The organism is Vibrio fluminensis (assembly GCF_015278125.1).
Classification (GTDB): domain Bacteria; phylum Pseudomonadota; class Gammaproteobacteria; order Enterobacterales; family Vibrionaceae; genus Vibrio; species Vibrio fluminensis.
In genome coordinates, this window is the sequence record NZ_JADILO010000001.1 from 98,572 (window position 1) to 125,494 (window position 26,923).

Genomic DNA, 26,923 nt, shown 5'->3' on the forward strand with positions numbered 1-26,923 from the left:
CAAGCACATTAAAAACGTTACTATGCAATCATAGCGTTAAGAACTAATTATTTTGGATATGAAATTGGTTCTTTTTAACTACTAATGAAATTATAAGTATGATGTAAGTAGAAATAAGCTCAATCACACTATAATTTTATTTTTTAAGTCGGATAAATAACATTCAAATTGCTCTTCGCCTAAATTTGCGACGCAAAGCTCTCTAATTTCAATCAAGATTTAAAATTATTGGCCGACAAATAAACAATTCATCTTTGTTTATCTAGATAAACAGAGACATTAAACGTATACATACTCACATCTAATAGGAACATAAGATGCTGCGAAATTTATCCGTGAAACAGAAAATCACTTTCCCACTTATCGCGATTATCGCGCTTTTTGCGACAAGTTCGATTATCAATATTGTAACATCCAAACAGCAGGGAGAGCTTACTTATCAACTTAACCAAGTTGTTGTCCCTACTATGTTTAATATTGAGGACGCTTATCGCGACCTTTATCAAGCGACATCAGCCGTTCAAGGCATCGCATTAGCAGATACACAAGAAGCGATAGACTTTAACCACTTCGAATATAAAGACAATGCTTACAAAGCTATTCCTCGAATGAATTCTGCTCAGTTGGTTGTCGACGAGGGTGTATTACCGGCCTCTTTATCAAAAGACATCGAATTGCTTGATGAAATAGCGAACCAGTGGCTGCAAAGCTACGAAACCATGCTCGCAGCCCCTCAGGCGCAGTGGTCAAGCCTTTATGTAGCAAATGCGCAAAAATTTGAAGATCAGTTTGTCGCTGTTCGTGAGCAACTTAATGTTGTTAAAGACCAAATCGAAGCGAAACGAAACTCACTGCAAGATGAAATTATTAGCGCGGCTAAAACGGCAGAGGTAGCCCTGCAAATTGGTACGGTCATCGTTGTTATTCTTTCTTTACTCACCTGCTGGGTTTTAATCAACTCAATAGTAAAACCTCTTATTAATATCCAAAAAGCAATGGAAGACATCGCATCTGGCGACGGTGACCTAAATAAAACCATTTCATCGAACTCAAACGATGAAATCGGTAAGCTTGCAGAAAGCTTTAACCAATTTGTAGATAAGATTCGCTCTACTATCCAGCAAGTCGTCTCAACCAATAGTTCGGTTAAAAACGAGCTTTCGAGCCTGGTCGCTATTTCTAACGCTATTGCAGATCAAACGAATCAGCAACGTCAAGAAAGTGAATTAGTCTCAACAGCGGTAAGCGAGATGCAAGCCACCAGTCACGTTGTTAGCGATAATGCTCGTGATGCAGCACAAGCAAGCCAAAGTGCTGATGTTGAAGTACAAAATACTAACCGCGTACTTGACCAAACAGTTAATTCAATCCGCACGTTGGCCTCTGAAATCGACGAAGCAAGCGGGGTGATCAATCACCTATCTTCTGATGTTGGTAACATCGCTTCTGTACTTGATGTGATCAAGGGTATTGCAGAACAAACTAACCTACTCGCACTCAATGCCGCGATTGAAGCTGCGCGCGCCGGCGAACAAGGCCGCGGATTCGCCGTGGTTGCTGATGAAGTTCGCTCGTTAGCAAGCCGCACACAACAAAGCACTGGCGAAATTCAAGCCATGATTGAAAAACTTCAACAAGGTGCAGAACAGGCCGTAGAAGTAATGAACTCAAGCCGCAATAGTAGCGAGAGCACTATCGAATCAGCAGGTCAAGCGAGTCAATCGTTACAATCTATCCTTAACGCGATATCAAGTATGAGTGATATGAACACCCATATTGCTTCCGCAGCTGTTCAACAAAATACGGTCAGTGAAGAAGTATCAGAAAACATTGTCCGTATCGCAAGCAACAGTGCTGAAGTCGTGGAAAGTGTTCAACGTGCAGAGCACAGCATCCAAGGCTTGAATCAACAATGCGATCAACTTGATAGATTGGTCTCACAGTTCAAATGCTAATTTAACTTAGAAAAACCTAGCTTCGGCTAGGTTTTTTTTCACCTACGATTCGGATAAATGCAAAACTAAACATCAGCAAAACCGGCAATAACGATACATAGACAATCAGTGATTTAAAATTACTGCTGTTAACCAAACTGTGTGCATGAGCAAAGCCGAATGTGATCAATGTTAAACAGCCACTTAGCATCAGCGCATTTTTGCTCGAAATCTGGTTTGGTAGATTAAATCCCACCACACAAATAAAAGTCGCTAAGACAACGAATGTAAGACCTAATAGTGCCGGCGTTTGCCAAATAAATGCAATCGCTGAAGAGGCCATTAGAAGTAGCAACCATACACCTTTTTTGGTAAACAGTTCATTACTTTGCGGGCCAATTGTCGTTTCTAAACGCGACATATGCCAAGCGCAAAGCCAACCAAAAAGCACACCAATGAGACAGTCTAATAAAAAAGTGCTAGCGCTATAAAATAGAGCCGCTACTAGCCAGCATAAACCGACAGCACAACAAGTATAAAAGCGATTCCACCCTCTTAAATCAAGCTGACTGCTGATCATCGCAATACTAATCGTCCAAAGCGTAAGCGATAAACTTGGTAGACCATAGCCTATTTGCTCTGCCAGGTTTAAGTTGGGTTGATAAACAAAAGGACGCGGCAGTTGAAAACCTAACTTACCCATTTGAACAACAAGTGCGCCAAAAGCTAAGGTAAAAATCAATTTCAACGTGAAGTCGCGACCAAACTGGGAATAGCATAACGGCAACAGCAGCAACCACCAAGGTGAAGTAAACCATAAGCCAACCAACACCAACGAGCTCATCATGTTAACAAGCGGGTTCTCACTATAAAGCAAGTAAGATTGCAGTGAGGCGATCCAAGGAAGCTCCAATTGATTAAACCTCGGTGCCGCCTGGGCTAGCGATTCAACAAAACTCACTTTTTGGCTGGTCGCCCCCAAATAACCATTAGCGATAGATTCCCATTGATCCGGATAACGGTAATCCTCGGCCGAAACAGTCTTAGCATCAATAAGGTGCGCTCGGGAAACCTCGACGCCATAATCTGGAGCAAACCAAATTGGCAGTTCATATCCACCATCTTTGTCTTGTTGCGCAAACGCAATCAAATCAGAGTCGGAAACGCAATCAAAGAAAATAGCACTTTCTCCACGCCATAGCTCCTTACCAACACTGACCACAAGGCCTGTCTCTTCCCAAACCTCTCGCTGGGCTGCTTGTTGCGGAGGCTCGCCAGCTTCAATGGTGCCCGCAGGTAGAGACCACTTATCAGTGAGAACCTCTTTGACCATCACCAAGTTGTTATCGGAGCGGATCAGGCATACTGCTCCTTTAAAGTGGTCACTTGCAAAGCTAGGCGATGCCGTTAAAGATATGATAAGCAAAAAACTCATCAATAATGCGTTACGCAAAACTGTATTCATTCGATTTCTTTTTTAAAGTTGTTTTCTAAGCCAGTGAATATGATGTTTGAAGCCTGAATCATCGTAAAACGAGCAAGCTTGCTGATTAAAGTGCCAAACCTCAACAAAAACTTGCTCTACGCCATATTCAGCAAAACGGGTTTCTAACACGTGATAAAGCTGTTTTGCTACTCTCTTTTTGCGCCAATTAGGTAAAACGTATAGTTCATCTACACTCCCCATTTGCACAGGTTTGCTTACCGACGAAATAAGCTCACAAAAATTACCGCTAATAAAACCGACAACTTGATCCTCATGACAAGCAACAAAAACCAAACAATCAGGATTGTCTAAATAACGAGCGATGCTTTTTTCTTGTTCGATCTCTTCCGCTGTTTTGAAATTTAGTGGGTCTTGTATATGGTGCTCATGGTGCAATTGATACATTAGCTCGTTAAGCTGCTCTAAATCAGTCGTCTTTCCTGCGCGGATCGCAATCACTCAATGTCTCTCTTAAATTCAAACAATTATTCTAAACTAATACTCAAGCGATCGTACAATGCCGACAGCCCTTGTTACAATCAATATATACTTGAGTATAGTAACTACATATAACTAAACTTTTGCAACTAAATGCTTCATTTCGCCATTTTTTCCATCAGACATTTCCTACTGCTCAAAATTTATTCCCAATCTAGGCCTTCAAATAGACAATAATTATTCGGCACAACTTCTCAAAATTAGATACAACAGCGTGCCACTCCTTTAATTTACCGCGTCACTAGTCGCATTTTATAAATTTAATAATATTATCAACACCGCTGTGAACAAAATGAACAAAACCTCCACAATGTTCAATAATCACATTATCGATGCTTTAAAGACATCAAATTAACATTTTCATAACCTTGAAACTGTTGGTGCTTAACATACCCCCAGAATACACCTACTAGCGCCAATATAGACATATGAATAATAGCGCCTAATATAGCTTGTGGCATACTGCTCAATATGTTGCATATAAACATTACCTCTAGCGCTTTGCGCTTTAACAGAAGGAACGTGACTCATGTTTAAGGGAATGAAAACAACCCTCGCAGCTTCAATCATCGCTGCATCATTTTCGTTTAATGCTCTAGCTGCTGATATAGAGAAAATCCACTTTCTGATCCCTGGAGGTGCCGGCGGCGGTTGGGACATGACCGCTCGCGGTACTGGTGACGTATTAGTGAAAGAAGATTTGGTCACCAATGTTTCATTCCAGAACCTGTCGGGCGGTGGTGGTGGTAAAGCAATTGCCCACCTAATTGAAACAGCAGAGCGCCAAGAAGATACGCTGATGGTGAATTCAACCCCGATCGTAGTCCGTTCACTAACAGGCGTTTTCCCTCAATCATTCCGTGATTTAACGCCTGTAGCCGCAACCATTGCCGACTACGGTGCAATCGTAACATCGCCTGACTCGCCGTTTGACACGTGGGAAGATGTAGTGAAGGCGTTTGGTGAAAACCCTCGTGACGTTAAAGTTGCTGGTGGTTCTGCTCGTGGCAGCATGGATCACCTTGTGGTTGCCGCTGCGTTCAAAGGTGAAGGTTTCGATGCTCGTAAAGTACGCTACATCGCCTATGATGCGGGTGGCAAAGCAATGGCGGCACTTCTTTCTGGCGAAACCCCGTTACTTTCAACGGGTCTGGGTGAAGTATTAGAAATGTCTAAAGCCGGCCAAGTTAAGGTGCTTGCAGTTACTGCACCAAAACGTTTAGATGCAGCGCCAAATATTCCAACCCTAACTGAGTACGGCAATGAAACGGTCTTTGCTAACTGGCGTGGTTTCTTCGCAGCGCCTGGTGTTAGCCAAGAAAAAATCAACGAATGGAACGCTGCATTTACCAAAATGTACAACACAGACCAATGGCAAGTGGTACGTGATCGCAACGGTTGGATCGACAACTACAAAGCAGATAAAGAGTTTTTTGCTTTCCTAGAAGATCAAGAAACTCAAATGGGTAACCTAATGCGCGAGCTAGGCTTCCTAAAATAAATCTAACTTAAATCAAGATTTGGAAAGCTGTTTAGGCTGATTTGTCCTCAGCCTAATTTCCCTAGCCAACGTTCAACTTTACCTCATATTTGTATCGACGAGGCACACTATTAACACTACTCCTTGCCCGTGTTGCTAGTTAGTTTGGTCGTTGGCTATCTTTTCCCCTAAAGTATTTGGAGTTTGATATGTCGGATTTACCGTCTCGTTCCTCTACGTCTTTTTTTTCCAAAAAGAATCTCCTTTGCCGTGATCGCGTAGGCGCACTGATTTTTCTCGCCGTCTGCTTGTGTTACGGGTATCAAACCTCTCAAATCCCCCTATTCCCTGGGGACGAATATGAACCGTTCACGGCTCGCACTTTGCCAACCATACTCACTTATTTGGGCGTTGCGTTAGCACTCATGCTACTTGTTACCGCAAATGGGGATGAAGAACAAATCGAAGTTGGCTCATTCAATTGGAAACTACTCGGCGGCTTTGTAATTTTGATGGCTCTCTACGGCCTTGGACTGACTTATGTCGGCTTTGTCATCGCCACCAGTGCGTTTTTACTCGCCGGTTTTTATATTCTTGGTGAACGACGCAAAAGTGTCCTTTTTGGCGCTTCGATACCCTTTGTTGTCGCGTTTTACTTGCTGCTTACACAAGGGTTAGATATCTATCTTGAGCCTGGTTTGCTGTTTCTAATGTGGTCATAAACGATAGGATTTAAGTTATGTTGGATGGAATCTTACAAGGATTGTCGACTGCGGTAATGCCAATGAACATCATGATGGTGGTGGTTGGCTGTTTTGTCGGTACTTTTATCGGAATGTTGCCGGGACTCGGACCAATTTCAGCTATCGCGCTGATGATCCCAATTACTTATGGATTGGAGCCCTCTTCAGGTCTGATTCTTATGGCAGGTGTTTATTACGGCGCGGTATTTGGAGGCTCAACGTCATCAATACTTATTAATGCGCCGGGTTGTTCTTCAACCGTGGTCACCGCGTTTGACGGTTACCCAATGGCGAAAAAAGGCATGGCCGGTAAGGCGTTAGCTCTGGCAGCTTACTCTTCATTCACTGGCGGTACATTATCTGCCATCATGTTATTGGTTGCCGCCCCTGCTCTCGCTAAAGTGTCGCTGAGCTTTCAATCCTCAGATTATTTCGCCCTAATGGTGCTCGGTCTTTCTGCTGTTGCTGCGTTTGCGGGCAAGGGACAAGTCCTAAAAGCATGGATGATGACCATTTTAGGCTTGATGTTGTCAACAGTCGGTATCGACAAAGGTGTTGGCGTTGAGCGCTTTACCTTCGGCCTTACTGATTTAATGGATGGCTTTAGCTTCCTTCTATTGGCAATGGCGACCTTTGCTCTAGGTGAAACTTTAATGGGTATTCTTAAACCAAGTAACGATACCCGCGGTGAAGAGCAAGATAAGCTGTCGAACATCGGCAGTATGAAGGTCACCAAAGAAGAAATTAAAGAAGTCGCGCCTGTTTCAATTCGCTCTTCCATTTTAGGCTTCTTTACTGGCGTTCTTCCGGGTGCAGGTGCAACCATCGCGGCCTTTTTAAGCTATGGCATGGAACGTAACCTCGCACCAAAAGAGAAAAAAGAAGAATTTGGTAAAGGCAGCATTCGCGGTTTAGTCGCGCCAGAATCAGCTAACAATGCGGCATCAAGCGGCTCTTTCGTACCTCTTCTCACGCTTGGTATTCCAGGTTCTGGCACAACAGCAATCATGCTAGGCGCGCTGATCGCTTATGGCATTCAGCCAGGTCCACGCCTTTTCGTTGAGCACCCAGATGTATTCTGGTCAGTCATTATCTCAATGTACATCGGTAACATTGTGTTGGTGATTCTGAACCTACCTTTGATCCCTTACATCTCGAAGCTGCTCGCAGTGCCAAGAACGGTATTACTGCCAATGATTCTGTTCTTCTCAATTACAGGCGTTTACCTAGTATCATTCAATACTATCGATGTATTTATCATGATTGTGATTGCCATGGCAGCGATAGCATTAAGGCTAGCAAACTTCCCTCTTGCCCCGCTATTGCTTGGCTTTATCTTAGGTGGTTTGATGGAAGAAAACCTACGACGCGCCCTGATGATCAGTGATGGTGAGCTGAGCTTCTTATGGGAACGCCCTATTACTCTGGCGTTTACCGCTCTAGCAGTGCTCATCCTGTTTAGCCCAATAATCATTAATGCGGTTCAACGCGTAATACCAAACCGCAACACTAAATCGGTCACCGATTAACGGCCAATAGTCACAGCCGCTAAAAAGGAGCTCTTCGGAGCTCCTTTCTTTTTTTGCGTTATTTGCATTTATGCCGGCTGTTGCTGTTTAAGGTACTTTGATAAATCAATGTTATCGCGCTGCGCTTCAGGCAGATAAAGCTCTGCATAGCGTTCAAAACCACCACTGGTTAAAAATAGAATAAACAAGTCGTAATCGATATGCTCATCTTTCGCCATACTGTGCATGATTTCAATCGCCACACTCAGTGGTTTGGCTTTCTTATAAGGACGATCGGCTGCAGTCAACGCTTCAAAAATATCAGCAATAGCCAGAATACGTTCAGGTATCGATAAATCACTTGCATTGAGCTTTCGCGGATAACCACGACCATTAAGAGTTTCATGGTGAGTAGAAGCATAGCGAGGCACCTTTGCCAACTCGGGAGGAAATGGCAGCGCTTCCAGCATCTTAATTCCGCTCGTCATATGCTCATTGATTTTAAAGCGATCTTCTGCAGTGAGCGTTCCACGGCGAATAATTAAGTTATAGATTTCACCTTGGTTATATTGATGCTCTGGCACATCAATATCAAAACCCAGTTTGGGGTCAAACTCCAACGGTCTAACTCGATGAATAATATGCTCAGGCTTGTTCGCTAAGAGCTTTTCCTCGGTAGGCAGTGATTCTTTAGTGGGCATTTTGCTTAGCTCTTCAAAAGGAGACAATCCAAGGCGATTGTCAAAATGCCGCAGCCAAGTTTGATCAGCAATCTCTTTCACTCGATCGATCGCCTCGTCACTCATAAATTCGACACCCACATTCGCTTTGGCAACAAATTCGAAGTCCTGTTGTAATTGAGCATGGCGTTGATGAAGAGTTTCAAATGCTGCGGATTTCGAATTTGGTTCCTCCAACACCGCTTTAAGGTACTCAATCTCAGCATCACGCCAAAGCACTTCAAAGCGAGTCCGTATTTCGTGAATACGGTTGTAGTTCGCTTCTAGCTTGGTGCCCTTATCAACAATATGTTCCGGCGTAGTGATTTTTCCGCAATCGTGCAGCCAAGCGGCAATTTTGAACTCACGTCGTTCATCTGCACTATTGAATTTGAAATCTTTAAACTTACCGTTTTGTGTTTGTTCGGCGATCTCCGCCAGCATAATGCCTAGTTCAGGTACTCGATTACAGTGCCCAGCGGTATATGGTGACTTATCGTCGATTGCTTGTGCAATGACATAAATAAACGCATCAATAAAGGCTTCACGCTCCTTATGATATTTCTCAATTTCATCAACCATTTCTAGTATCGATTCAGACAGCTCATGGACTTCTTTGATGTGACTATCGACCAATTGAACTTTGGCAAATTTTCGCTGTTTTATGAGCTGTGTTTCGGCTCTCAATCGGGCAATTGGCGTAACAATAGGAGAACCAAATATCCACGCTATCGGTAACACAATAACCATCACAAAAGCAGTAATCGCTATCGACGTCATCAAACCCGACATCACCTGAGAGGTAATGACCTCTTCTGGAACAATAACCGCAAAGTATTCATTTCCACCAATGCCTGAAACTAAAGAGACATAGATATAGCGACTTTGGTCGTTACTTTGTAGTATCTGATTATGATTCCGCTCGTTTAACGCCAGCTTAAACAACTCCGGATAAGGTACAAAACCACCTTTAGAGACAGTTTCATCTAACCATTTCGTTTCCAAGGCAAGTTGCTGTTCAGCAGTTATCTGCTTTAATGCTTTTTTCATGATGGGCATAAGGCTAGCATAACGCTCACTCAGCAATAGTTGGAATGGAATGCTATCGAGCCCCAGCAGTTTATTGACCTCAATCGCGTCAATGTTGGCGATTCCTTTCATCTCATTCAGCGCCAAATAGCTATCCACAACAACGTCAACTTGCCCATTAAGTAAATATTGTTTGGCCAACTTAAAATCACTGACACGTAAAACACTGACATTAGGCAAAATGTGAGTAATCAACTCAGCCATACCTCGCCCCGCAACTACACCAACCCGTTGTGTGTCTATGTCATATAAACTGGCAGGCACGTTTTGATCGACAAGCGTTGCAATCCCTATCGGCGCTGAGTAGAAATCGGTGGAATCCAAGCCATAAGCGCCAACAAGGCCATCGGTGACCGAGTGTAAAACGTCAATTTTTCCACTTGAAAACTTATTCAGGAGCGTCTTGGAATCGAAGCCGTTAACGAACTCCAACTTCAATCCCGTTAATTGTGCCAGCAATTTCAACTTGTCGATTGCGTACCCTTGAGGCTCACCGGCTTGCGCAAAGTCGTAAGGCCCCCAGTTATTTTGATTGGAAACAACCAGCGTAGGCATATTCGCAACCAAAGCACGTTCGTCTTCCGTTAACACCATTGGTTCAGCAAGCGGTATGTTGATCTCATTTCGCGAAGGCAAGTTCGAAGCAATCACCTCACCATTGTGATTAAACAAAAACGCTTCAACATTTGGATTTTCCGCCAGACCCAGTGAATCCGCCGATATTTTTGAACTGACTGACGATAAAACAATATCCACACCAATGACCGATGTTTGACTGCGTGTCGAGTAAGTTTGCCCCGTGATCTTTAAGTGCTTAAATAAGTAAGGGGCTGTTTTATAGACTGACTGTTCACTTGCAGAATGGAACCATGGTCTTTGCGAGGGGAAGTAATTACTCTTTTCAGATTCAATTCGTGTGCGTGATAAGCGCTCTGTAAAGAACTCTGTCGTTCTAATACGATTTTGTGCATCACCTTTTATTTTAATGATCACCCAACGATCATTCTCTCCTGCGCCAATTCGTTCGCGAACAATCGGCGATGATTCCAAATTAATAATTTGATAGAAATCTTCATTCTCCTTGCCATAATAAAGGCTATAGAACAGAGGGTTATCAACCAAAACCTGAATAAATATATCGCGAATATCACGTTCATCAAGTTGACGCTCAGCAGCAATGGAAACGCTACGTAATATCTTCGCGCTGCTGCTGGCATTGACTTCAATTTGCTGGATATATTCACTGATCTCAGCACTCGCCATGCTCAATTTACTCAGCACATGATCTTGAGACATTTGCTTGCTAAAAAAATACTGCATGCTTATCGCTATCGCGGCAGTAATCACCGTAGCGAAAATAAACATGGTTCCGACAGTAAAACGTATAGAAAACCTTCTAGCCGACGTTAACGATTGAGTCATCCGTCTTAGCCCTCCTTTGGCATACTAGGTGGGAGGCTATAACCTCCTCTTCTAAAGTTTACGCATAACAGTTCTGCGTTTAACTGCATCTAAACCGCGTCAAACAGCACAGATAGAGCACATTTGACGCACCTTCCTAACTAATGCCAATTCAGTATTAACCCTGTTGCACAAAAGTTCAATTGAGCATACCGTAAAACTTAAGATGTTTGATTTAGTAGGCATTTTTTGCGCAACCCTTTCTTAGAGTATATACTCTAAATTATTTTGCTTAACGGATTGCCATGAAACTACGTCCCCAATCTCTGCTACTTAGTCTTTCACTTAGTTGCATCACCGTATCGCCAATGGCTTATAGTGCTGCGATTAGTTTTGATGAGGCTTGGCAACTGCTACAGCAAGACAATAATTCCATCGCCGCGCAACGTGCCAATGTCGAGCGATACCAACACCTACAAAGTGCCACTGATGATCTTAATCTGCCTAAAGTCACTATTGGCGCCAATTACACACGTTTGGATCAAGATGTAACGGTTTCAGGAAAGCAACTTTTTGATAGCGTAGATGGCCTGCCACATGTACCAGCGAATGTTATAGCTTCAATCCCGGGGGCCGCGTCATTGGTTAGCAGTTTGGGTTCAGCTACCTCTACCATTTCTGAGCGTGATATTTTCACCTCTTCTATACGCGCTATTTGGCCTATTTTTACCGGTGGACGCATTAGTGCCGCGCAAAGTGCTGCGGAAGGTAAAACCGACGAGGCGCGTAGCCAACTGGCAATGGAAACTCAGGCGCGTTATGAAGATTTAAGTAAGTACTATTTCAGTGTGGTGCTTGCGCAAGAAGTGGTCGCAACACGTGAATTGGTTGAAGGCGGATTAACCAAACACCGTGATAACGCAGTTAAACTCGAGCAGCAAGGACAAATCGCGCGTGTTGAGCGACTTCAAGCAGACGCTGCTTTAGACAAAGCGGTAGTTGAACGCAAAAAAGCACAAAAAAGCTTGGAGATTGCCCAATCGGCACTGACTGAAATTCTCAATCAATCCTCGAGCGTAGAGCCTCGCAGCGCGCTATTTATTAACCAAAACTTGCCGCCTCTTTCTGCTTTTATCGAGCAAACGCTTGAGACTTACCCAGGACTTGATCTGCTCGATGCCAAAGAGAAACAAGCAAGTAGCTTAATCAAGGCAGAAAAAGGCAAATACTACCCTGAAGTGTATCTATACGGTGATTACAGTCTGCATGAAGATGATTCGCTAGCCAGCCAGATGAAACCAGACTGGCTGGTCGGGCTCGGTGTCAGCGTGCCGCTGATCGATAACAGCGGTCGCAGTGAAAATGTACAAGCAGCCCATAGCGCAGTTAGCCAAGTGCGCTACCTAAAAGCACAAGCGAAACAAGATCTCTCCGTATTGGTTAAAAAAACCTATTTAGAAGCTCAGCAAGCACAAGAAGAAGTAACTGGCTTAGGCTCTAGCATTGAACTGGCAAAAGAGAACTTACGCTTACGCGAAAAAGCGTTTTCTCAAGGTCTTTCAACCTCCACCGATGTGGTTGACGCACAGCTCTATTTGGCCAGCGTTCAAACGCAACGCGCAGCAGCGAGCTTCAACTACCTTATTTCGCTATCAAAACTACTGGCGCTTTCTAGTCAAATGAACAGTTTTGCTCAGTATCAACATAATGCAATTGCCACTCACAGCCTGTAATAAGGAACCAACATGAAAAACAAGAAAACATTATTACTTTCGGCCACTGCAATTGCTCTCGCCTCTTGGATTGGTTACAGCTTTTACCAAGCCTATCAACCGAAACCTATGCATTTACAGGGGCAGATCGAATCTCAGCAATACAGCATTTCATCCAAAGTCGCAGGGCGAATCGATCAGGTTTTGGTGCGTAAAGGCGATGAGGTCAAGCAAGAGCAGCTAATTTTCACCATTCACAGCCCAGAGATTGAAGCCAAACTTGAACAAGCCAAAGCCGGTCAAAAAGCGGCAGGTGCATTGGCACAAGAAGCAGAAAAAGGTGCGCGTGTACAACAGATTCAAGCCGCCAAAGATCAATGGCAAAAAGCCAAAGCAGCCGCTGATTTGATGGAAAAAACCTATCTACGCGTGAACAACCTATACAATGATGGTGTCGTCGCAGAGCAAAAACGTGACGAGGCTAAAACCCAATGGCAAGCTGCAAAATACACCGAAAGTGCTGCTTTCCAAATGTACCAAATGGCGAAAGAAGGTGCCCGTTCTGAAACCAAACTTGCTGCTGCGGAAAAAGCCCGCATGGCCGCAGGTGCAGTCGCTGAAGTAGAAGCCTTTGCCGCTGACACTCAAATCAAAAGCTGGTTTGACGGTGAGGTATCGCAGGTATTACTACAAAGTGGCGAACTCGCCCCACAAGGTTTTCCTGTGGTTACCGTCGTCGATAGACAAGATTCATGGGCCGTGCTCAATGTGCGTGAAGACTGGCTAAAACACTTTAACAAAGGCAGCACATTCACCGCCTATCTGCCTGCGTTAGACAAACAAGTGGAATTTAAAGTAACCCATGTTGCCGTAATGGGCGACTTCGCTACGTGGCGCTCTACCGATGCATCTCAAGGATTTGACTTGCGTACTTTTGAAGTGGAAGCGCGCCCTGTCACACCAGAGCCAGAATTGCGCATGGGCATGAGTTTGGTGGTTGAACTGTAATGAGTTCTCAGCAAAACTCTAACGCAAGCGCTACCAGCCAGTGGCAGATAGTGAGACGAGATAGATGGTTGCTCTCTTGTCTCACTTGGTTGCCGATCGCGTTGGCCATTTCTATTTGGGCGATCTTTTCTCAAGGTATCGCCCGTAATGTTCCTATCGCTGTGGTTGACCTTTCGCACAGTGAGATGTCGCGTACATTATCACGCTATTACGATGCCACTTCATCGATGGCTGTAGTAGAACAGATGCAAAGCGCCAACCAAGCGGAACAAGCGCTAGTCAATGGTGATATTTACGCCTATGCTGTGATACCCCATAACTTTGAGCAAGATGTCTATAAAGGATTAAACCCGCAAGTTTCGGTTTTTTATAACAGCCAATTTATCTTGATTGGTAAGTTAATCAACTCTGCGTTTGTTCAAGCACAGGGAACATTTAACGCTCAAATTGCCACCATCGCTAACCTCGCTCATGGCAACCAGACCTTGAGTAGTGCAATGGGTCAAGCGTTACCGATTAGAACGCAAATTACCCCGCTGTTTAATAAAAACAGTAACTATGCACAATTCCTCGTCTCGGCAATCATTCCTGCGCTTTGGCAAATAGTCGTTGTGGTAAGCACCATCTTGATCTTGGCAGCCAATCATCGTCAGCAAGGGCTAAATAAATGGTTAGCTGAACAACCTATCAGACGACTAGTTGTGACAATGTCACCATACATCCCCGTGTTTGCCCTGCAAGGTTTTGCTTTTCTCTGTTGGTTTTACCTTGGTTTCAAGTGGCCGATGGACGGCAGTTTATTAGTACTGGTTATCGGACAATGGTTGACGGTTATCGCATGCATGATCATGGGGAGCTTTTTCTTCTTTATGACGTTAGACCCTGCCCGAGCGATGAGCTTTGCTGGCGCTTTTACCGCACCTAGCTTTGCGTTTATGGGGATTACCTTCCCGGTGACAGACATGAATACCCTCGCCCAATTTTGGCGCAGTCTGCTCCCAATCAGCCACTATATTGAGCTGCAAGTCAGTCAAGTGAGTTATGGCGCCAGTTGGCAGGTCTCTATTCAGGAGTTATTGCCTATGCTTGGTTATTTGCTACCACTGCTACTAACTGGCTTACTCATCAAAAAGCATTTAACTGCCACTGCGATACCGGCAACTGTAAAACAGGAGCAACCAGAATGAACCTGTTTGAATTGATCAAAGCCGAACTCAAAGCCTTACTAACCAATCCAGTGGTGATGTTAACTGTATTTGGTGGTGTGGTTTTCTACTCGTTTCTTTACCCACTCCCTTACAGCCATCAGACGCCAAGAGAGCAAAAAATCAGTGTGGTTAACTTAGACCATAGCCAGACCAGTTATCGACTAGAACGCATGGTTGATGCCACTCCGCAAGTACAGATCATTCAACGAGACTCAACCATTGCAGCGGCAAAAGAGGCGTTTTTGGCTCGCGAGATCAGCGGAATATTGGTCATACCTGAGCACTTCTATAAAGACCTGTTGTTAGGTAAAAGCCCGACACTATCTTATGCTGGTGACGCTTCTTATTTTCTGGTTTACGGCACGATTGTTGAGGGCTTGGCGCAAGCAGGCGGCACATTGGCGGCGCAAACCACCGTCAGCCGGTTGGTCATGGACGGCACTCCAATCGAGCAAGCGGCTAAGCAATACTCCGCGACGCAGCTCAATATGAAGCCTACGTTTAATCCGCGCATGGGCTATGTGGATTATGTGGTACCTGCGGTGTTTGTGCTGATCTTACAACAAACATTAGCCATGGCATCAGGGCTTATGGGCGGCACGCAGAAACACGGCAAAGGTTACTGGACTAACACTCCGGCGTATAAGCTCATCGCTGTACGCAGCATAGTACTGGTGGCAATTTACTATCTACTCAGCATGTACTATTTCGGTGCTAGCTTTACCATGCACGGCGTCAGTCAATTGGCTCACGCCAGTGCCCTATTGGCTATGTTACTGCCTTTTCTATTAGCATCATGTGCGATTGGCATCTGGCTTGGCGCAATTTTGCCACGCAGAGAGCTGGTCACCTTAATCGTACTGATTAGCTCAATGCCACTGGTCTTTAGCGCCGGCTTTATTTGGCCGACCGGCTCAATCCCGAGCATCATTGTATGGCTTGCGAATCTCTTCCCAAGTACCCCAGGTATCCAAGGCTTTTTAGCCTTGAATCAGATGGGGGCAACATGGCAGCAAGCTGCGCCGTATTACACTCAATTATGGATTCAAGCCATAGTGTGGCTAGCGATTGCCATCTGGGCACTTAAACGACAAAAATCAAAGCTTAAACTATCAAGGGTGGCACTCGTCACCCTTCTTCTCTTTTCTCTTTTCTCGACTCTCAGCTCTCAATTCTCGCTTTCTCGCCTCTCCCCCTCATACCTGCCACTCTTGCCATTTAGCACGCATCTTCTCGATCACGCTCCGCTCGACACCGTGAATACTGCCATAATCGCCATGACATTCGATGATCTCAAACTCTACTTTGAGCTTTTTGGCTAACTGGTAGTAAGGCTGAATTTCCCAGCGACGGACAAAGGTATTGGCGACGACTACGTTCTCTCCTTTGCGCAGTGCTTGTTCGGTTTGCTGCTTACACCATGCATGCGCCTGCTCTAACAGAGTAGGATTAAATTGGTACTCGCCATCTTTATCAACAAAGTACATATCCGCTTCAAAATGCTGAGCTTGGAAAGTTTTTGCTAAGGTACTTTTACCAGAACCAGGTAAACCACGAATAAGAGTAAGCTTCGGCATAATATGAATTGACTACCAACTGATTCAATTGAGGACGCGCAGTATAAACCAGTCACCATGTTATCGCTAACTGCCTCTATCGCTGTTGTCACTCACTTAAACACACTCCATAACATCTAAGCCCGCATGGATACGAAGGCTTGGATTGCACCTCCGTCTGGGATAAATTAAATTTGCTGTCGACATCTTAAAATGATTGTTGTAAGTTTGGATGTATAGACGTCTAAAATACTGCTTTAGGGAGAAAGCCGTGCCGATCAAGATCCCCGATCAACTACCAGCCACTGACGTGCTGCGTGAAGAGAACATCTTCGTGATGTCAGAAACTCGCGCCGCGACGCAGAATATACGACCACTAAAAGTGTTGATCCTCAATCTGATGCCGAAGAAAATAGAAACGGAAACTCAATTTCTCCGCTTGCTATCGAATAGTCCGCTACAAGTGGATATTGAACTTCTGCGAATCGATAATCGTCCGAGCAAGAATACACCGACTCAGCATCTGGATACTTTCTATCGCCAATTTGAAATGGTCAAGCAACGCAACTTTGATGGCATGATCATTACTGGTGCGCCGCTCGGCTTAGTGCAATTTGAAGATGTGATTTATTGGGAGCATCTACAGAGCATCATGAACTGGGCAAAAGAGCACGTAACCTCAACCCTTTATGTTTGCTGGGCCGCACAAGCTGGTTTGAAGCTATTATACAACCTGCCTAAGCGTACTCGTAAAGAGAAGCTTTCTGGCGTTTATAAACACCAAACCGTCAATCCGCTTAGCCCACTATTACGTGGTTTTGATGATGAGTTTTTGGCTCCACACTCACGCTATGCTGATTTTTCATCTGAGTTTCTCTCGGAACATACCGATCTCGATATTCTGGCAACCTCAGATGTGGCAGGCGTTTATTTAGCGGCAACCAAAGACAAGCGCAATGTCTTTGTCACAGGTCATCCGGAATACGATTCGCATACTCTTCACCATGAATACGTCCGAGACCTCAGCGAAGGAATGGAGCCTGCGATCCCAATCAATTATTACCCCAACAACAACCCAGATAACCCACCGTGCGCCAGTTGGCGTAGTCACGGCCATTTGTTGTTTTCCAACTGGCTCAACTACTGCGTTTACCAACAAACACCTTTCGATCTGGAACACTTTAGTGAAGCAAACTTCACCAAAGACGATTAAACGAAGCCAGTTAGTTCAAATTGGAATCAAGTACAAAGACCAACTCTGTTGGTCTTTTTTGATCTGACTCGATTTACCCCATCCGCAAACGCAACTTAACCCTCTCCTGTGCTAGATATACTCACCTCAAGCCAATAAGGAGGCGAAGATGAAATTAAGATTAGTGACTATGGCTGTAACCATAGTAGGGTCAACGCTGTTAACCGGATGCGCCAGCGAGCCTATCACTAAGCAGACGGATTCAATGCCTTCCCACCAGCAAAAAGCGGATGCACGTATCGAGCTTGCCAAAGGCTACCTCAAACAGCGCAACCTCAGCAGAGCAAAAGAAAACCTTGATAAAGCAATACAACATGCGCCCAACTATTACCGTACCTTACTTACCCAAGCCGACTACTTTAAACAAGTCAATGAACTCACTAAAACGGAGCGAACTTATAAAACCGCGCTCTACTATCATCGCGACAATAGCTATGTGTTAAATGACTATGCGGTATTTCTTTGCAGTCAACAGCAGTATCAACGTGCCAATGAATTTTTCATACGAGCAACTGAACAGCCAACCTATCCGCACATTGGGAGCAGCTATGCGAATGCGGGTTACTGTGCGCTTAAAGGGGGAGAAGATAAACTTGCGATTGACCACTTCCGTCGCTCTCTGAGTTATCAACCTGATAATTTAAGAACGCTATTCCACTTAGTCGAATTAGAAATTGCTCACAACGACTTTGAACCAGCCAGAGCGAGGTTGATAAATGCCAAGCAACAGTTGGGGGAACAAGCTCAGATACTGCAGTCTTTAGTTCGATTAGAAATCAAAGCAGGAAATATCGCTGCCGCACAAAACTATCAACTTAAATTGGCAAAAATAAACCCGCACATCGGCGGGTTTCAATAACATGCGTGGTCAATAATTAATTTTATATACTCAAGTGACTTCAAGGTGCAGGATTCAGAGCATTGTCACTGGTTCAAGTGCAAGGAAAACTGCGAAGCGGAATAGTGAACTATTTCCAAGTAGTTTGACGCAGCAATCGAACCAGTGACTAGCTCCCGAAGGGCGAGTTTGCTTGGCTCGCATACTGCGTTAACGATTTTTGATTTAGAAGCACTAGAACTTCAAATCGTTGCCTTGCCTGCAAACCAAGCAATTCTCGCTGAACCAAGCACTTTGAGGTTACTTGAGTATACACTTCACCGCCAACCATTTTGCACGTTCGGCTTTATCTTTAAAGCTCCACGCCACAAAGCGGCTAATCTTTTGGCCTTGGCTCATCTCAACAATCACTGCCTCTTTTGCACCGGCTTTCTCGAGGTTTTTACGCAACCAACGAACATTATCTTTTTTCGAGATTAAGGTCGTAAACCACAAGACCTGAGTGGCAAATTCACGGCTTTCAAATGCCATGTTTTTCACAAATGCCGCTTCGCCGCCCGGGCACCACAGCTCAGCCTTTTGACCACCAAAATTGAGGGTCGGCTTGCGCGCTTTAGGCTGACCTTTTTCAAGTTTCACCTGACCACGTTTGGCTTTGTGCGCATTAAGGTTATTCAGTTTGCGCTCTGTCCCCTGCTGCGCTTCTTCAAGCGAAGCATGAAACGGAGGATTACAGGTCGTCACATCATAAAATTCATTCGGCTCAATGATGCCCTTAAAGAAATGGCGGCTGTCGCTTTGTAAACGGCACGCCACTTTACCTGTGAGCACCGCGTTGTTCTGCGCGATCTGATTTGAGTTATCTACCGAGATAGGATCAACATCGCTGCCGATATATTCCCAGCCATATTGGCTTACCCCGACAATTGGGTAAATACAGTTAGCGCCGACACCAATATCAAGCGCTCTAACTAGGCTATGGTTGAGTTTTGGTGCTTCATTGAGCAGCAATTGCGCTAGACGGTGAATATAATCCGCGCGCCCAGGGATTGGCGGACATAGGTAGCCTTGAGGAATATTCCACTGCGTGACACTGTAATGTTCAGCCAGCAATGCTTGGTTTAATAGCTTAACTGCCGTCGGATCATCAAATTGAATCGTTTGCTCACCTTTGGGATTTCGCACCACATGCTTTGCCAGCTCAGGTAACGCTTTGACTAAACGATCAAAATTATAACGACCTTGATGAAGATTACGCTTATGCAGCCCTGCCTCACCCGTTACCGTCGTAACCAACATACTACTTGTCGACGATGCTTTCACAAAAGGACGTTTTCCCGCTGACGATTTCGTCGCAGTAGAATTCGTTTTAGGTTTGCGCTTTGAGCGCGCAGTATCTTTACTACTCATAGTGGTCGTTACTTAATATCTTGGTAAATCATAAACAAGCGAGCATCCAGCTCTAATTGATGATAGTCCGGTTCCATATGACAGCAAAGCTGGTAAAAAGCTTTGTTATGATCCTTTTCTTTTAAATGCGCCAGTTCATGGACAACGAGCATGCGCAGTAAAGGCTCCGGCGCGTGTTTAAATACGCTGGCAATACGAATTTCATTCTTCGATTTGATTTTGCCACCGTGCACTTTGGCCGCGTAAGTGTGTAGACCCAAAGCGTTGTTGATTAGATGAATCTTGCTATCGTAAATCACCTTGCTCAGTGGCGAAGTCTTCCTCATATACTGGTTTTTCAGCGCCATTGTGTACTCATAAAGCGCTTTTTCACTTTGAATGTCGTGGCGCTTTGGGTAACGCTTTTCAAACCACGCGCAAAAACGCCCCGACTCAAGCATCTGCGAAACGGGGGTCAAAATATGTTCTGGGTAACCTTGGATATAACGAAGTACAGGATTTGGATTCATAACCGAACAACAAATAATAAAATCGCGCTAAGTCTACCTTAATCAAGACAACGCTTCACGGGAATCGTTGTCGAAAGTGCCCTATTCGCCTATACTCGCGCCAGTTTAACGTTCCAAGAGCCAATAGTGACAATGAAACGACTCGTATTATATGTAAAAGATAAGTGCCCGCACTGCAAAGATGCTCAGCGCTACCTTGATTCTAAAGGTTATCCATACCGTCTAACCAACGCAAAAATGCAACGTGGTCGTAAAGAACTCGATGCGATTGGCGCTCGTTCACTGCCAGTATTGAAAATTGGCGATCGCTATATGATTGGCTGGAATGCGGCTAACTTTGAGAAGATGTATAAGAGCAACTAAGCCGACCTACATTGTAAAAGAGCGAACTATGGTTCGCTCTTTTTCGTTTCTAACCGCAAGTTAAATCAGCAGCTCACCGGACGCTGCATATACACAAACTGATCGGTTTCAGAGGTCACTTCAAAACCGTGACGACGATAAAGCGCTCCCACGCGGTTGCCTTGTAGATAGAGTAAGCGAATCGGAAGTCGCTGTTTTTGTGACATTTCAATCACATTTTGCATAACCGCACTGCCAAGCCCTTGTCCTTGGTAACTTGGCAAAATAAAGAAGCGCCCAAAGTAAATTTCGTCACTACGTTGTTCAATCAGAACACTGCCAACATCTTCACCATCGACCATGATTATCAATGGTTTAGCTTGTTCCCACTCTTGTTTATGGATCTGCCACTGAATGGTTTCATCCCAACCAAACACGTTCGCTATTGCCTGCTTCTCAGTTATTTTTTTGAGTTCAAACAGGAACTCATAATCAGACTCAACGGCTTCTCTTGTTGAATAATTTATTGCCATTTTTTTAACATTCACCCCGTTATAGAGAGGGAAAAAATATAAGGGAAACAGGCTAATTTAGCGATGAGAAAATAAATAAAAAAACAACTGTTGACAAGCGCTTACGACCTATTTAAAATCCGCCGCCAGCAAGTAAGGACAGATTTGAAATTACTTGTTTTTACAATAAATTACGAGCATAAGTTCAGCTGATCTTGGTCAGTTGTCTTTCTATTTTTTTAAAGATAGAGACACAACATTTTGAGATTCGGCATGACAACACAATCTTCTACCGCGACCATCAACGCGACTGCTCCGATTAACAACGAGACTTCATGGCAAAAGAAAGCCATCCTTAGCGTTGCCTTCCTAATGGCGACAACGTCTGTTGGTCCTGGCTTCCTTACTCAAACCGCAGTTTTCACTAATATCTACAAAGTAGATATGGCATTCCCTGTATTCGCTTCAATGTTTATCACTTTCGGTATCGTGATGAACCTATGGCGAATTGTTGGCGTATCTGGCCTACGCATCCAAGACATTGCAAACAAAGTCGCACCTGGCATGGGCTACGTGGTTGGCGTACTACTGGCACTCGGTGCTGTCGCGTTTAACTTCGGTAACGTCAGTGGCTCGGCACTTGGTATCAATGTACTGACCGGCATCGACACCACTTGGGGCGCCCTATTTACGGGTCTTATCGGTAGCTTACTGTTCATTGTACACAACGCTTCTAAGCGCATGGACCAAATGGCGCGTTACCTTGGCTTGTTTATGATTGTGTTGATCGCTTATGTCGCAATGACAAGCCTTCCTCCAATGGGCGAAACGCTATCTGCAGCTGTTATGCCGAGCGATTTCGGTAGTCTACTACTACCAACACTCACCATCGTTGGTGGCGCTGTAGGCGGTTACTACACTGGTGCACAACGTCTAGTTGATATCGGTCTGCAAGGTCAAGAGAACGTTCCATCAATCAAAACGGCAGCTTGGGCGGGTATCTCAATTGCGGTTGTGATTCGAATCCTACTGTTCCTTGCAGTATTTGGCGTAATCTCAGCTGGCGCGGTACTAGACTCATCAAACCCAGCCGCCGATGCGTTCCGTCAAGGTGCAGGTGAAACGGGTTACTTCATCTTCGGTCTAGTGCTGTTTGTTGCCTCAATCACCTCGGTAGTTGGCAACTCATACATGGCAATCTCGCTTATCAAAACGCTGTTCCCTGTGGTAGCGCGTAACGAGAAAACATGGTGTGTAGCATTTATCCTAGTGACTAGCCTTGGCACAGTAACCATGAACATGCCCATTCTTCTGCTAATGCTAGCGGGTTTGGTAAACAGCATCATTCTACCAATCGTGTTAGGTATCGTACTGGCGGCTACTCGTCGTAAAGACATCATCGGTGACTACAAACACCCAGTTTACCTAACTGCAATTGGTGCGGTAATCGTGGTGGTCATGGCTGCATCAAGCGTGACTAACATCAGTAACTTCGTTGCGAAGTTTATCGGCTAAAGCCGCAGGTATATAAGCCGAACGATTAAGAGCCGCATCTAGCGGCTCTTTTTTATCGGCGGTGAATCGGCTTCTAATTCAATGAAAAGACTTAACGAACTCAATAAAGGTTCGATCCGCAATAGACAGATAACCCCCCTTTCGCCACGCCAACGCTAAATCGAGTTTTACCGGTTGTTCAAATGGCACACCAACGATATCCGCTTCATGGTGAGTCACCAAGTCAAGCAGAGCCGTAATAGCAAACTCACGCCTTACAATACTTAATATTAAAGGCAGTAAGTTGGTTTCGAATGCGCATTCTAATTCAAGCTCATTCTCCTTCGCCTTCGCTTCTATATAGTCGCGATGGAAGTAACCTTCTTTAAACATCACTAAGTCTTGTTCAAAGAATTCATCAAAACGCACCGATTGTTTACTGGCAAAGGGATGATCTTTACCCACCACGGCCACCATTTCAGAATGCAAAAGGATATCCGTCTCCAAGTCATCAGGGACCTGCTTATCGAGATTGATGACCCCGATATCCAATTCGCCATTGAGTAACATTTTTCGAATAGAGCCGGTACCTGCATCCACTAAGGTCAGCTTTAAATTCGGATAGCGGCTTTTAAATGCCATTAGAACTTGGGGAAAGAAGTACGAGCCCATCATGCTCGGCGCGCCCAGTCTCACTTCCCCTTTCTCTAACCCTTTAAGCTCATCCATCGCGAGTTTGGCATCATCAATTTGTTGAAGTACCCGTTTGGCGTGTTTAAGCAATACCTTGCCCTCATCGGTGAGCTCGACCTTACGATCAGTGCGACGAAACAAAGCCATACCCAGTTGCTGTTCAAACTTTTTAATCGAGATACTCAACGCAGGTTGAGCTATGTGGAGCGCTTTAGCCGCTTGGGTAAAGTGGCCGAACTCGGCGACGGTGACAAAATGTTTGAGGTGTTTCGAGTCCATATTAAAAGTCCGTGTTTAACGTCAAGAATAGCAATTTTGATATATTTAATTTATTAGGTTGATAATTTTAATATATTTTATTAATCCACATATCACTGATAACTTGATCACATCTGTTATCTTTGCGTGCGTAAACCATGATTGAACTTGGCACATCTCAATACAAGCGCGTAACCTTAAGCTTAGCTTTAGGTTCATTCTTAGTATTCTGTAATCTTTATCTTTTTCAGCCAATGCTGCCATTTATGGCGGACTATTTTTCAGTGTCAGAAACCCAAGTTAACTGGATATTCGCGGCATCGACACTCGCACTATCTATCTCTTTATTACCGTGGGCAATCAGTTCTGAAACCGTGGGACGACGAGCTGTCATGCTGACTGGTTTATTCGCCATGCCCGTGATAGGTGCGCTGATGCTACTTGGCGAATCGTTATTGATGCTGGTCATTTTGCGTGCTCTGATGGGTGTTGCCCTTGCAGCCTTTGCTTCTGTTGCCGTGGCTTACATGGTCGAAGAGTTGAGCGCCAAAGCATTTAGCCAAGCGATTGGCACTTATATCGCCGCGAACTCTCTCGGTGGGATTTGTGGTCGAATCGTGGGGGGAACTTTGACTGACACGCTGGGCTGGCAACAAGCGGTACTTGCTATGGCGGTGTTTACCATTATTGGCGCTCTCCTTGTCGCTTGGTTGCTTCCTCATCAGCAACACTTCAAGCCTCAAAAGGGTCTGCTGAGATATCATAATCGTGCAATTATCTCTCACCTAAAGAACCGCACTATTTGGCTTGCGATGCTGATTGGTTGCTTGAACTTTGCCCTGTTTGTTAACCTCTACTCGGTGATGGGGTTCCGTTTGGTTTCAGCGCCACATTATTTACCCATTGGTCTCGCTTCGCTGATCTTCCTCTGCTATCTAGCAGGTACATTGAGTTCAACTTTAACTTCAGCATGGACCAATAAACACAACGCAATTTCTGGCATGATGCTGGGCACGGCTATCAGCCTAGCCGGTATGCTGGTTGCCTACTTCGATCATCTTCTATGGATGACGCTAGGGTTATTATTGATAAGCTTTGGCGCTTTCTTCACTCATACACTCGCTTATGGCTGGGTAAGTCAAAAAGCCAAGCGAGCCAAAGCAACCGCAACTGCACTCTACCTTGTACACTATTATATTGGGGGTAGTATCGGCGGTTTTTTCCTGATTTATTGTTGGCAACACGGCGGTTGGCAAGCGGTAATCATGGGTGGCAGTGTGTTATACCTTGCGATTTTTATATTGTGCGCGCGCCTAGAAGCAAAAGACAAACTTCTCACCACGAATTCTGTTATTATTGACAACAAAAAATAAAACTATCGTATCAATAAACAGCTTTTTGTTGTTCATTTGGGAAGCTCTATGAATTGTCCACGCTCAACTCCGCAACTACCAGAAATCAAACAGCAAGTGAATCAATGGCTGAATGATGTTGTTATCGGACTCAACTTGTGTCCTTTTGCGGCAAAACCACAACGAAATAAACAGATTGAGATTTTTGTTAGCCAAGCAACCGATGATGAAGCTCTGCTAGAAGATATTTTTAGCCAACTGCTTCATCTCGATCATACCCCGGTCAAAGAGCTTGAAACGACACTCGTTGTCGCGCCGTATATGCTTGATGATTTTTGGGATTACAATATGTTCATTGACTGGGTTGAAGGCATTATCCAACAGCAAGGTTGGGACGGTATTTTCCAAGTTGCGACATTCCATCCAGACTACTGTTTTGCAGACAGTGCTCCGGAAGATGCATCCAACTTAACTAATCGTGCGCCCTATCCGGTGTTTCACTTAATCCGTGAAGAAAGCATGGAAAAAGTGCTAAAACACTACCCGAATCCTGAAGCGATTCCTGAGACCAATATTGCACGTGTTGAATCATTAACGCCGCAAGAACGCTTACAGTTATTCCCTTACCTATTTGGTCAGTAACTGGTTGCTGCTCTAATTGTGCGCACATCCCCAAAAGGATGTGTGATTTCTTACTCGAACAACTCACTAATTCGCGCCAATGCGTAGCGAGCCGAGCTCTGCTTTGTTAGTATTGCGCGAAATTTATATTTAGCGGAAAAATCGCATGTACCTATCAAAACTGACTCAAGAAATCTTCGATCACCTTTACCGTGATATTAACGAATTCCGTAGTACTTTTGATCTGCCAGTTGCTTCACCTGAAAGCCTAGATGATAAAGCGGACACGTTACACACTTCTTTAGCTATCGAAGAGTTAACTGAGCTAGCGGAAGCAGACAACAAAACCGAACAAGCCGATGCGATTGTTGACAGCGTTTATGTTTTGATGGGACGTCTAGTTCACCTCGGTAACGACAAAGTAGAAGATAACCTAGCGATCAGCTACCTAATCGACCTGTTGCTTAACGTTGCAGTTAACCGCGGCATCGACTTTATTCCTTGCTGGGATGAAGTACACTCAAGCAACATGAGTAAAGTATGCCGTAGCGAAAAAGAGTACGCAGACACTGAAGCGTATTACGCAGAACAAGGCATTAAGCTAATGGCGGTACAAAAAGGTGATTATATCATCGCGAAATGTGCCGAAGATTTCGTCTCTGAAGCAAAAACAATTCGCCAAGGTAAGGTACTAAAATCTGTTTACTACCGCCCTGCCGATCTAGCGCCACTAACTCGCTAATTTAATTATTCTAAGACCGCCTACTGGCGGTCTTTTTTTGCCATAAGGATCTTGGCATGCAGCTCATTCTACTCAGCCTGCAACATACCCAGCAACTACTCAAATTCGAACAAAACAATCAACACTGGTTTGAGCAGCATATCGAAGCAAGAGCGAGTGATTTCTATTGTGAATTAGGTGTGCAAACCCACATTGCTGAACTGCTAATGGACCATACCTTAGGCAAGGCTCTCCCGATGCTTATCGTCGACAATAAGCAAAACATAATTGGGCGTATAAACCTCCACAATATCCACCGAGGTAAGGCTTTTCTCGGCTATCGTTTAGGTGAACAATACATTGGTCAAGGGATCGCACAGTTAGCAGTACAAAAAATGTTGCCATTAGCGCGAGATAATCATGTCCAACGACTGGTTGCCATCGCCTCCAAGCAAAATATCGCGTCTCAGAAAGTACTCACTAAGTTGGGGTTTGTCGTTATACGTGATTTAGTCAACTTCACCCAAGTGCAAGGGACGACGCTCAACTGCACCGAATATCGACTAGCGTTGACTTAAC

General features: G+C 44.6%; 23 protein-coding genes and 1 pseudogene. 16 read left to right on the forward strand and 8 right to left on the reverse strand.

The genetic code is table 11. The features are described from left to right. Positions 1 to 317 precede the first annotated feature (317 nt). On the forward strand, positions 318 to 1,955 hold the full coding sequence (locus tag IRQ95_RS00445; protein WP_194435057.1) for a methyl-accepting chemotaxis protein: 1,638 nt from the start codon (positions 318 to 320) through the stop codon (positions 1,953 to 1,955). Positions 1,956 to 1,971: 16 nt separating this feature from the next. Here the strand turns inward: IRQ95_RS00445 and IRQ95_RS00450 are convergent, their stop codons facing one another. Further along, complete coding sequence (locus IRQ95_RS00450; protein ID WP_228481031.1) at positions 1,972 to 3,399, reverse strand: bifunctional NUDIX hydrolase/phosphatase PAP2 family protein; 1,428 nt, start codon at positions 3,397 to 3,399, stop codon at positions 1,972 to 1,974. Positions 3,400 to 3,411: 12 nt separating this feature from the next. Next, a complete protein-coding gene (locus IRQ95_RS00455; protein ID WP_348541569.1) occupies positions 3,412 to 3,879 on the reverse strand; it encodes a GNAT family N-acetyltransferase in 468 nt (155 codons plus the stop codon). 568 nt (positions 3,880 to 4,447) lie between these two features. Here IRQ95_RS00455 and IRQ95_RS00460 point away from each other — a divergent pair. The 3 genes from IRQ95_RS00460 to IRQ95_RS00470 all read left to right on the forward strand — a co-directional run bounded on the left by IRQ95_RS00460 (position 4,448) and on the right by IRQ95_RS00470 (position 7,670). Continuing rightward, positions 4,448 to 5,419: a tripartite tricarboxylate transporter substrate binding protein gene (locus IRQ95_RS00460; protein WP_194435058.1), complete on the forward strand. Its 972-nt coding sequence runs from the start codon at positions 4,448 to 4,450 to the stop codon at positions 5,417 to 5,419. A 188-nt stretch (positions 5,420 to 5,607) separates the two neighbouring features. After that, complete coding sequence (locus tag IRQ95_RS00465; protein ID WP_194435059.1) at positions 5,608 to 6,120, forward strand: tripartite tricarboxylate transporter TctB family protein; 513 nt, start codon at positions 5,608 to 5,610, stop codon at positions 6,118 to 6,120. 17 nt (positions 6,121 to 6,137) lie between these two features. Next, positions 6,138 to 7,670, forward strand: a complete 1,533-nt coding sequence (locus IRQ95_RS00470) for a tripartite tricarboxylate transporter permease (protein ID WP_194435060.1) — start codon at positions 6,138 to 6,140, stop codon at positions 7,668 to 7,670. Positions 7,671 to 7,738: 68 nt separating this feature from the next. On the opposite strand, the gene IRQ95_RS00475 is transcribed toward IRQ95_RS00470, so the two are convergent. After that, positions 7,739 to 10,879, reverse strand: a complete 3,141-nt coding sequence (locus IRQ95_RS00475) for an HD domain-containing phosphohydrolase (RefSeq protein WP_194435061.1) — start codon at positions 10,877 to 10,879, stop codon at positions 7,739 to 7,741. Positions 10,880 to 11,163: 284 nt separating this feature from the next. Between IRQ95_RS00475 and IRQ95_RS00480 the strand changes: the two genes are divergently transcribed. From IRQ95_RS00480 to IRQ95_RS00495, 4 genes and pseudogenes are all read left to right on the forward strand, one after another. Beyond that, positions 11,164 to 12,591, forward strand: coding sequence for a TolC family protein (locus IRQ95_RS00480; RefSeq protein ID WP_194435062.1), 1,428 nt, complete (start codon positions 11,164 to 11,166; stop codon positions 12,589 to 12,591). 12 nt (positions 12,592 to 12,603) lie between these two features. Further along, positions 12,604 to 13,578: an HlyD family secretion protein gene (locus IRQ95_RS00485; RefSeq protein WP_194435063.1), complete on the forward strand. Its 975-nt coding sequence runs from the start codon at positions 12,604 to 12,606 to the stop codon at positions 13,576 to 13,578. Then, positions 13,578 to 14,765: an ABC transporter permease gene (locus IRQ95_RS00490; protein WP_194435064.1), complete on the forward strand. Its 1,188-nt coding sequence runs from the start codon at positions 13,578 to 13,580 to the stop codon at positions 14,763 to 14,765. The genes IRQ95_RS00485 and IRQ95_RS00490 overlap by 1 nt, the downstream gene beginning before the upstream one ends. Beyond that, a pseudogene (locus IRQ95_RS00495) lies at positions 14,762 to 15,883 on the forward strand (ABC transporter permease); the annotation flags it as partial. The gene IRQ95_RS00490 and the pseudogene IRQ95_RS00495, both read left to right, overlap by 4 nt. A 99-nt stretch (positions 15,884 to 15,982) precedes the next feature. On the opposite strand, the gene IRQ95_RS00500 reads toward IRQ95_RS00495, so the two are convergent. Next, positions 15,983 to 16,363 (reverse strand): ATP-binding protein, encoded by a 381-nt coding sequence (locus tag IRQ95_RS00500; protein WP_194435065.1) that lies wholly within the window; start codon positions 16,361 to 16,363, stop codon positions 15,983 to 15,985. A gap of 250 nt (positions 16,364 to 16,613) precedes the next feature. Here IRQ95_RS00500 and metA point away from each other — a divergent pair, with 250 nt between their 5' ends. Together metA and pilW are read left to right on the forward strand one after the other, a co-directional pair. Beyond that, the gene (gene metA, locus IRQ95_RS00505; protein ID WP_194435066.1) at positions 16,614 to 17,555 is read left to right on the forward strand and encodes a homoserine O-acetyltransferase MetA; all 942 of its coding nucleotides are present in this window, start codon (positions 16,614 to 16,616) and stop codon (positions 17,553 to 17,555) included. A 148-nt stretch (positions 17,556 to 17,703) separates the two neighbouring features. Next, the gene (pilW, locus tag IRQ95_RS00510) at positions 17,704 to 18,453 is read left to right on the forward strand and encodes a type IV pilus biogenesis/stability protein PilW (protein WP_194435067.1); all 750 of its coding nucleotides are present in this window, start codon (positions 17,704 to 17,706) and stop codon (positions 18,451 to 18,453) included. Positions 18,454 to 18,732: 279 nt separating this feature from the next. Here the strand turns inward: pilW and rlmF are convergent, their stop codons facing one another. Together rlmF and IRQ95_RS00520 are read right to left on the reverse strand one after the other, a co-directional pair. After that, entirely contained in the window at positions 18,733 to 19,842 is a 1,110-nt protein-coding gene (gene rlmF, locus IRQ95_RS00515) for a 23S rRNA (adenine(1618)-N(6))-methyltransferase RlmF (RefSeq protein ID WP_194435068.1), read from the reverse strand. Between the two features lie 8 nt (positions 19,843 to 19,850). Further along, complete coding sequence (locus IRQ95_RS00520) at positions 19,851 to 20,351, reverse strand: M48 metallopeptidase family protein (RefSeq protein WP_194435069.1); 501 nt, start codon at positions 20,349 to 20,351, stop codon at positions 19,851 to 19,853. Positions 20,352 to 20,483: 132 nt separating this feature from the next. On the opposite strand from IRQ95_RS00520, the gene IRQ95_RS00525 reads away from it, so the two are divergent. Then, complete coding sequence (locus IRQ95_RS00525) at positions 20,484 to 20,714, forward strand: glutaredoxin family protein (protein WP_123782486.1); 231 nt, start codon at positions 20,484 to 20,486, stop codon at positions 20,712 to 20,714. Positions 20,715 to 20,779: 65 nt separating this feature from the next. Here the strand turns inward: IRQ95_RS00525 and IRQ95_RS00530 are convergent, their stop codons facing one another. Next, positions 20,780 to 21,226, reverse strand: coding sequence for a GNAT family N-acetyltransferase (locus tag IRQ95_RS00530; protein ID WP_194435070.1), 447 nt, complete (start codon positions 21,224 to 21,226; stop codon positions 20,780 to 20,782). A gap of 252 nt (positions 21,227 to 21,478) precedes the next feature. Here IRQ95_RS00530 and IRQ95_RS00535 point away from each other — a divergent pair, with 252 nt between their 5' ends. Next, on the forward strand, positions 21,479 to 22,720 hold the full coding sequence (locus IRQ95_RS00535) for an NRAMP family divalent metal transporter (RefSeq protein ID WP_194435071.1): 1,242 nt from the start codon (positions 21,479 to 21,481) through the stop codon (positions 22,718 to 22,720). A 78-nt stretch (positions 22,721 to 22,798) separates the two neighbouring features. Here the strand turns inward: IRQ95_RS00535 and IRQ95_RS00540 are convergent, their stop codons facing one another. Continuing rightward, positions 22,799 to 23,671 carry a LysR family transcriptional regulator gene (locus IRQ95_RS00540; RefSeq protein WP_194435072.1) on the reverse strand — a complete coding sequence of 291 codons (873 nt, stop codon included), beginning with the start codon at positions 23,669 to 23,671 and terminating at the stop codon, positions 22,799 to 22,801. A 137-nt stretch (positions 23,672 to 23,808) separates the two neighbouring features. Here IRQ95_RS00540 and IRQ95_RS00545 point away from each other — a divergent pair, with 137 nt between their 5' ends. From IRQ95_RS00545 to IRQ95_RS00560, 4 genes are all read left to right on the forward strand, one after another. Continuing rightward, positions 23,809 to 25,023: an MFS transporter gene (locus IRQ95_RS00545; protein WP_194435073.1), complete on the forward strand. Its 1,215-nt coding sequence runs from the start codon at positions 23,809 to 23,811 to the stop codon at positions 25,021 to 25,023. Positions 25,024 to 25,071: 48 nt separating this feature from the next. Next, on the forward strand, positions 25,072 to 25,644 hold the full coding sequence (locus IRQ95_RS00550; RefSeq protein ID WP_194435074.1) for a DUF1415 domain-containing protein: 573 nt from the start codon (positions 25,072 to 25,074) through the stop codon (positions 25,642 to 25,644). A gap of 145 nt (positions 25,645 to 25,789) precedes the next feature. Beyond that, positions 25,790 to 26,365, forward strand: coding sequence for a nucleoside triphosphate pyrophosphohydrolase family protein (locus IRQ95_RS00555; protein ID WP_194435075.1), 576 nt, complete (start codon positions 25,790 to 25,792; stop codon positions 26,363 to 26,365). 56 nt (positions 26,366 to 26,421) lie between these two features. Continuing rightward, positions 26,422 to 26,922, forward strand: coding sequence for a GNAT family N-acetyltransferase (locus IRQ95_RS00560; protein WP_194435076.1), 501 nt, complete (start codon positions 26,422 to 26,424; stop codon positions 26,920 to 26,922). Position 26,923 lies beyond the last annotated feature (1 nt).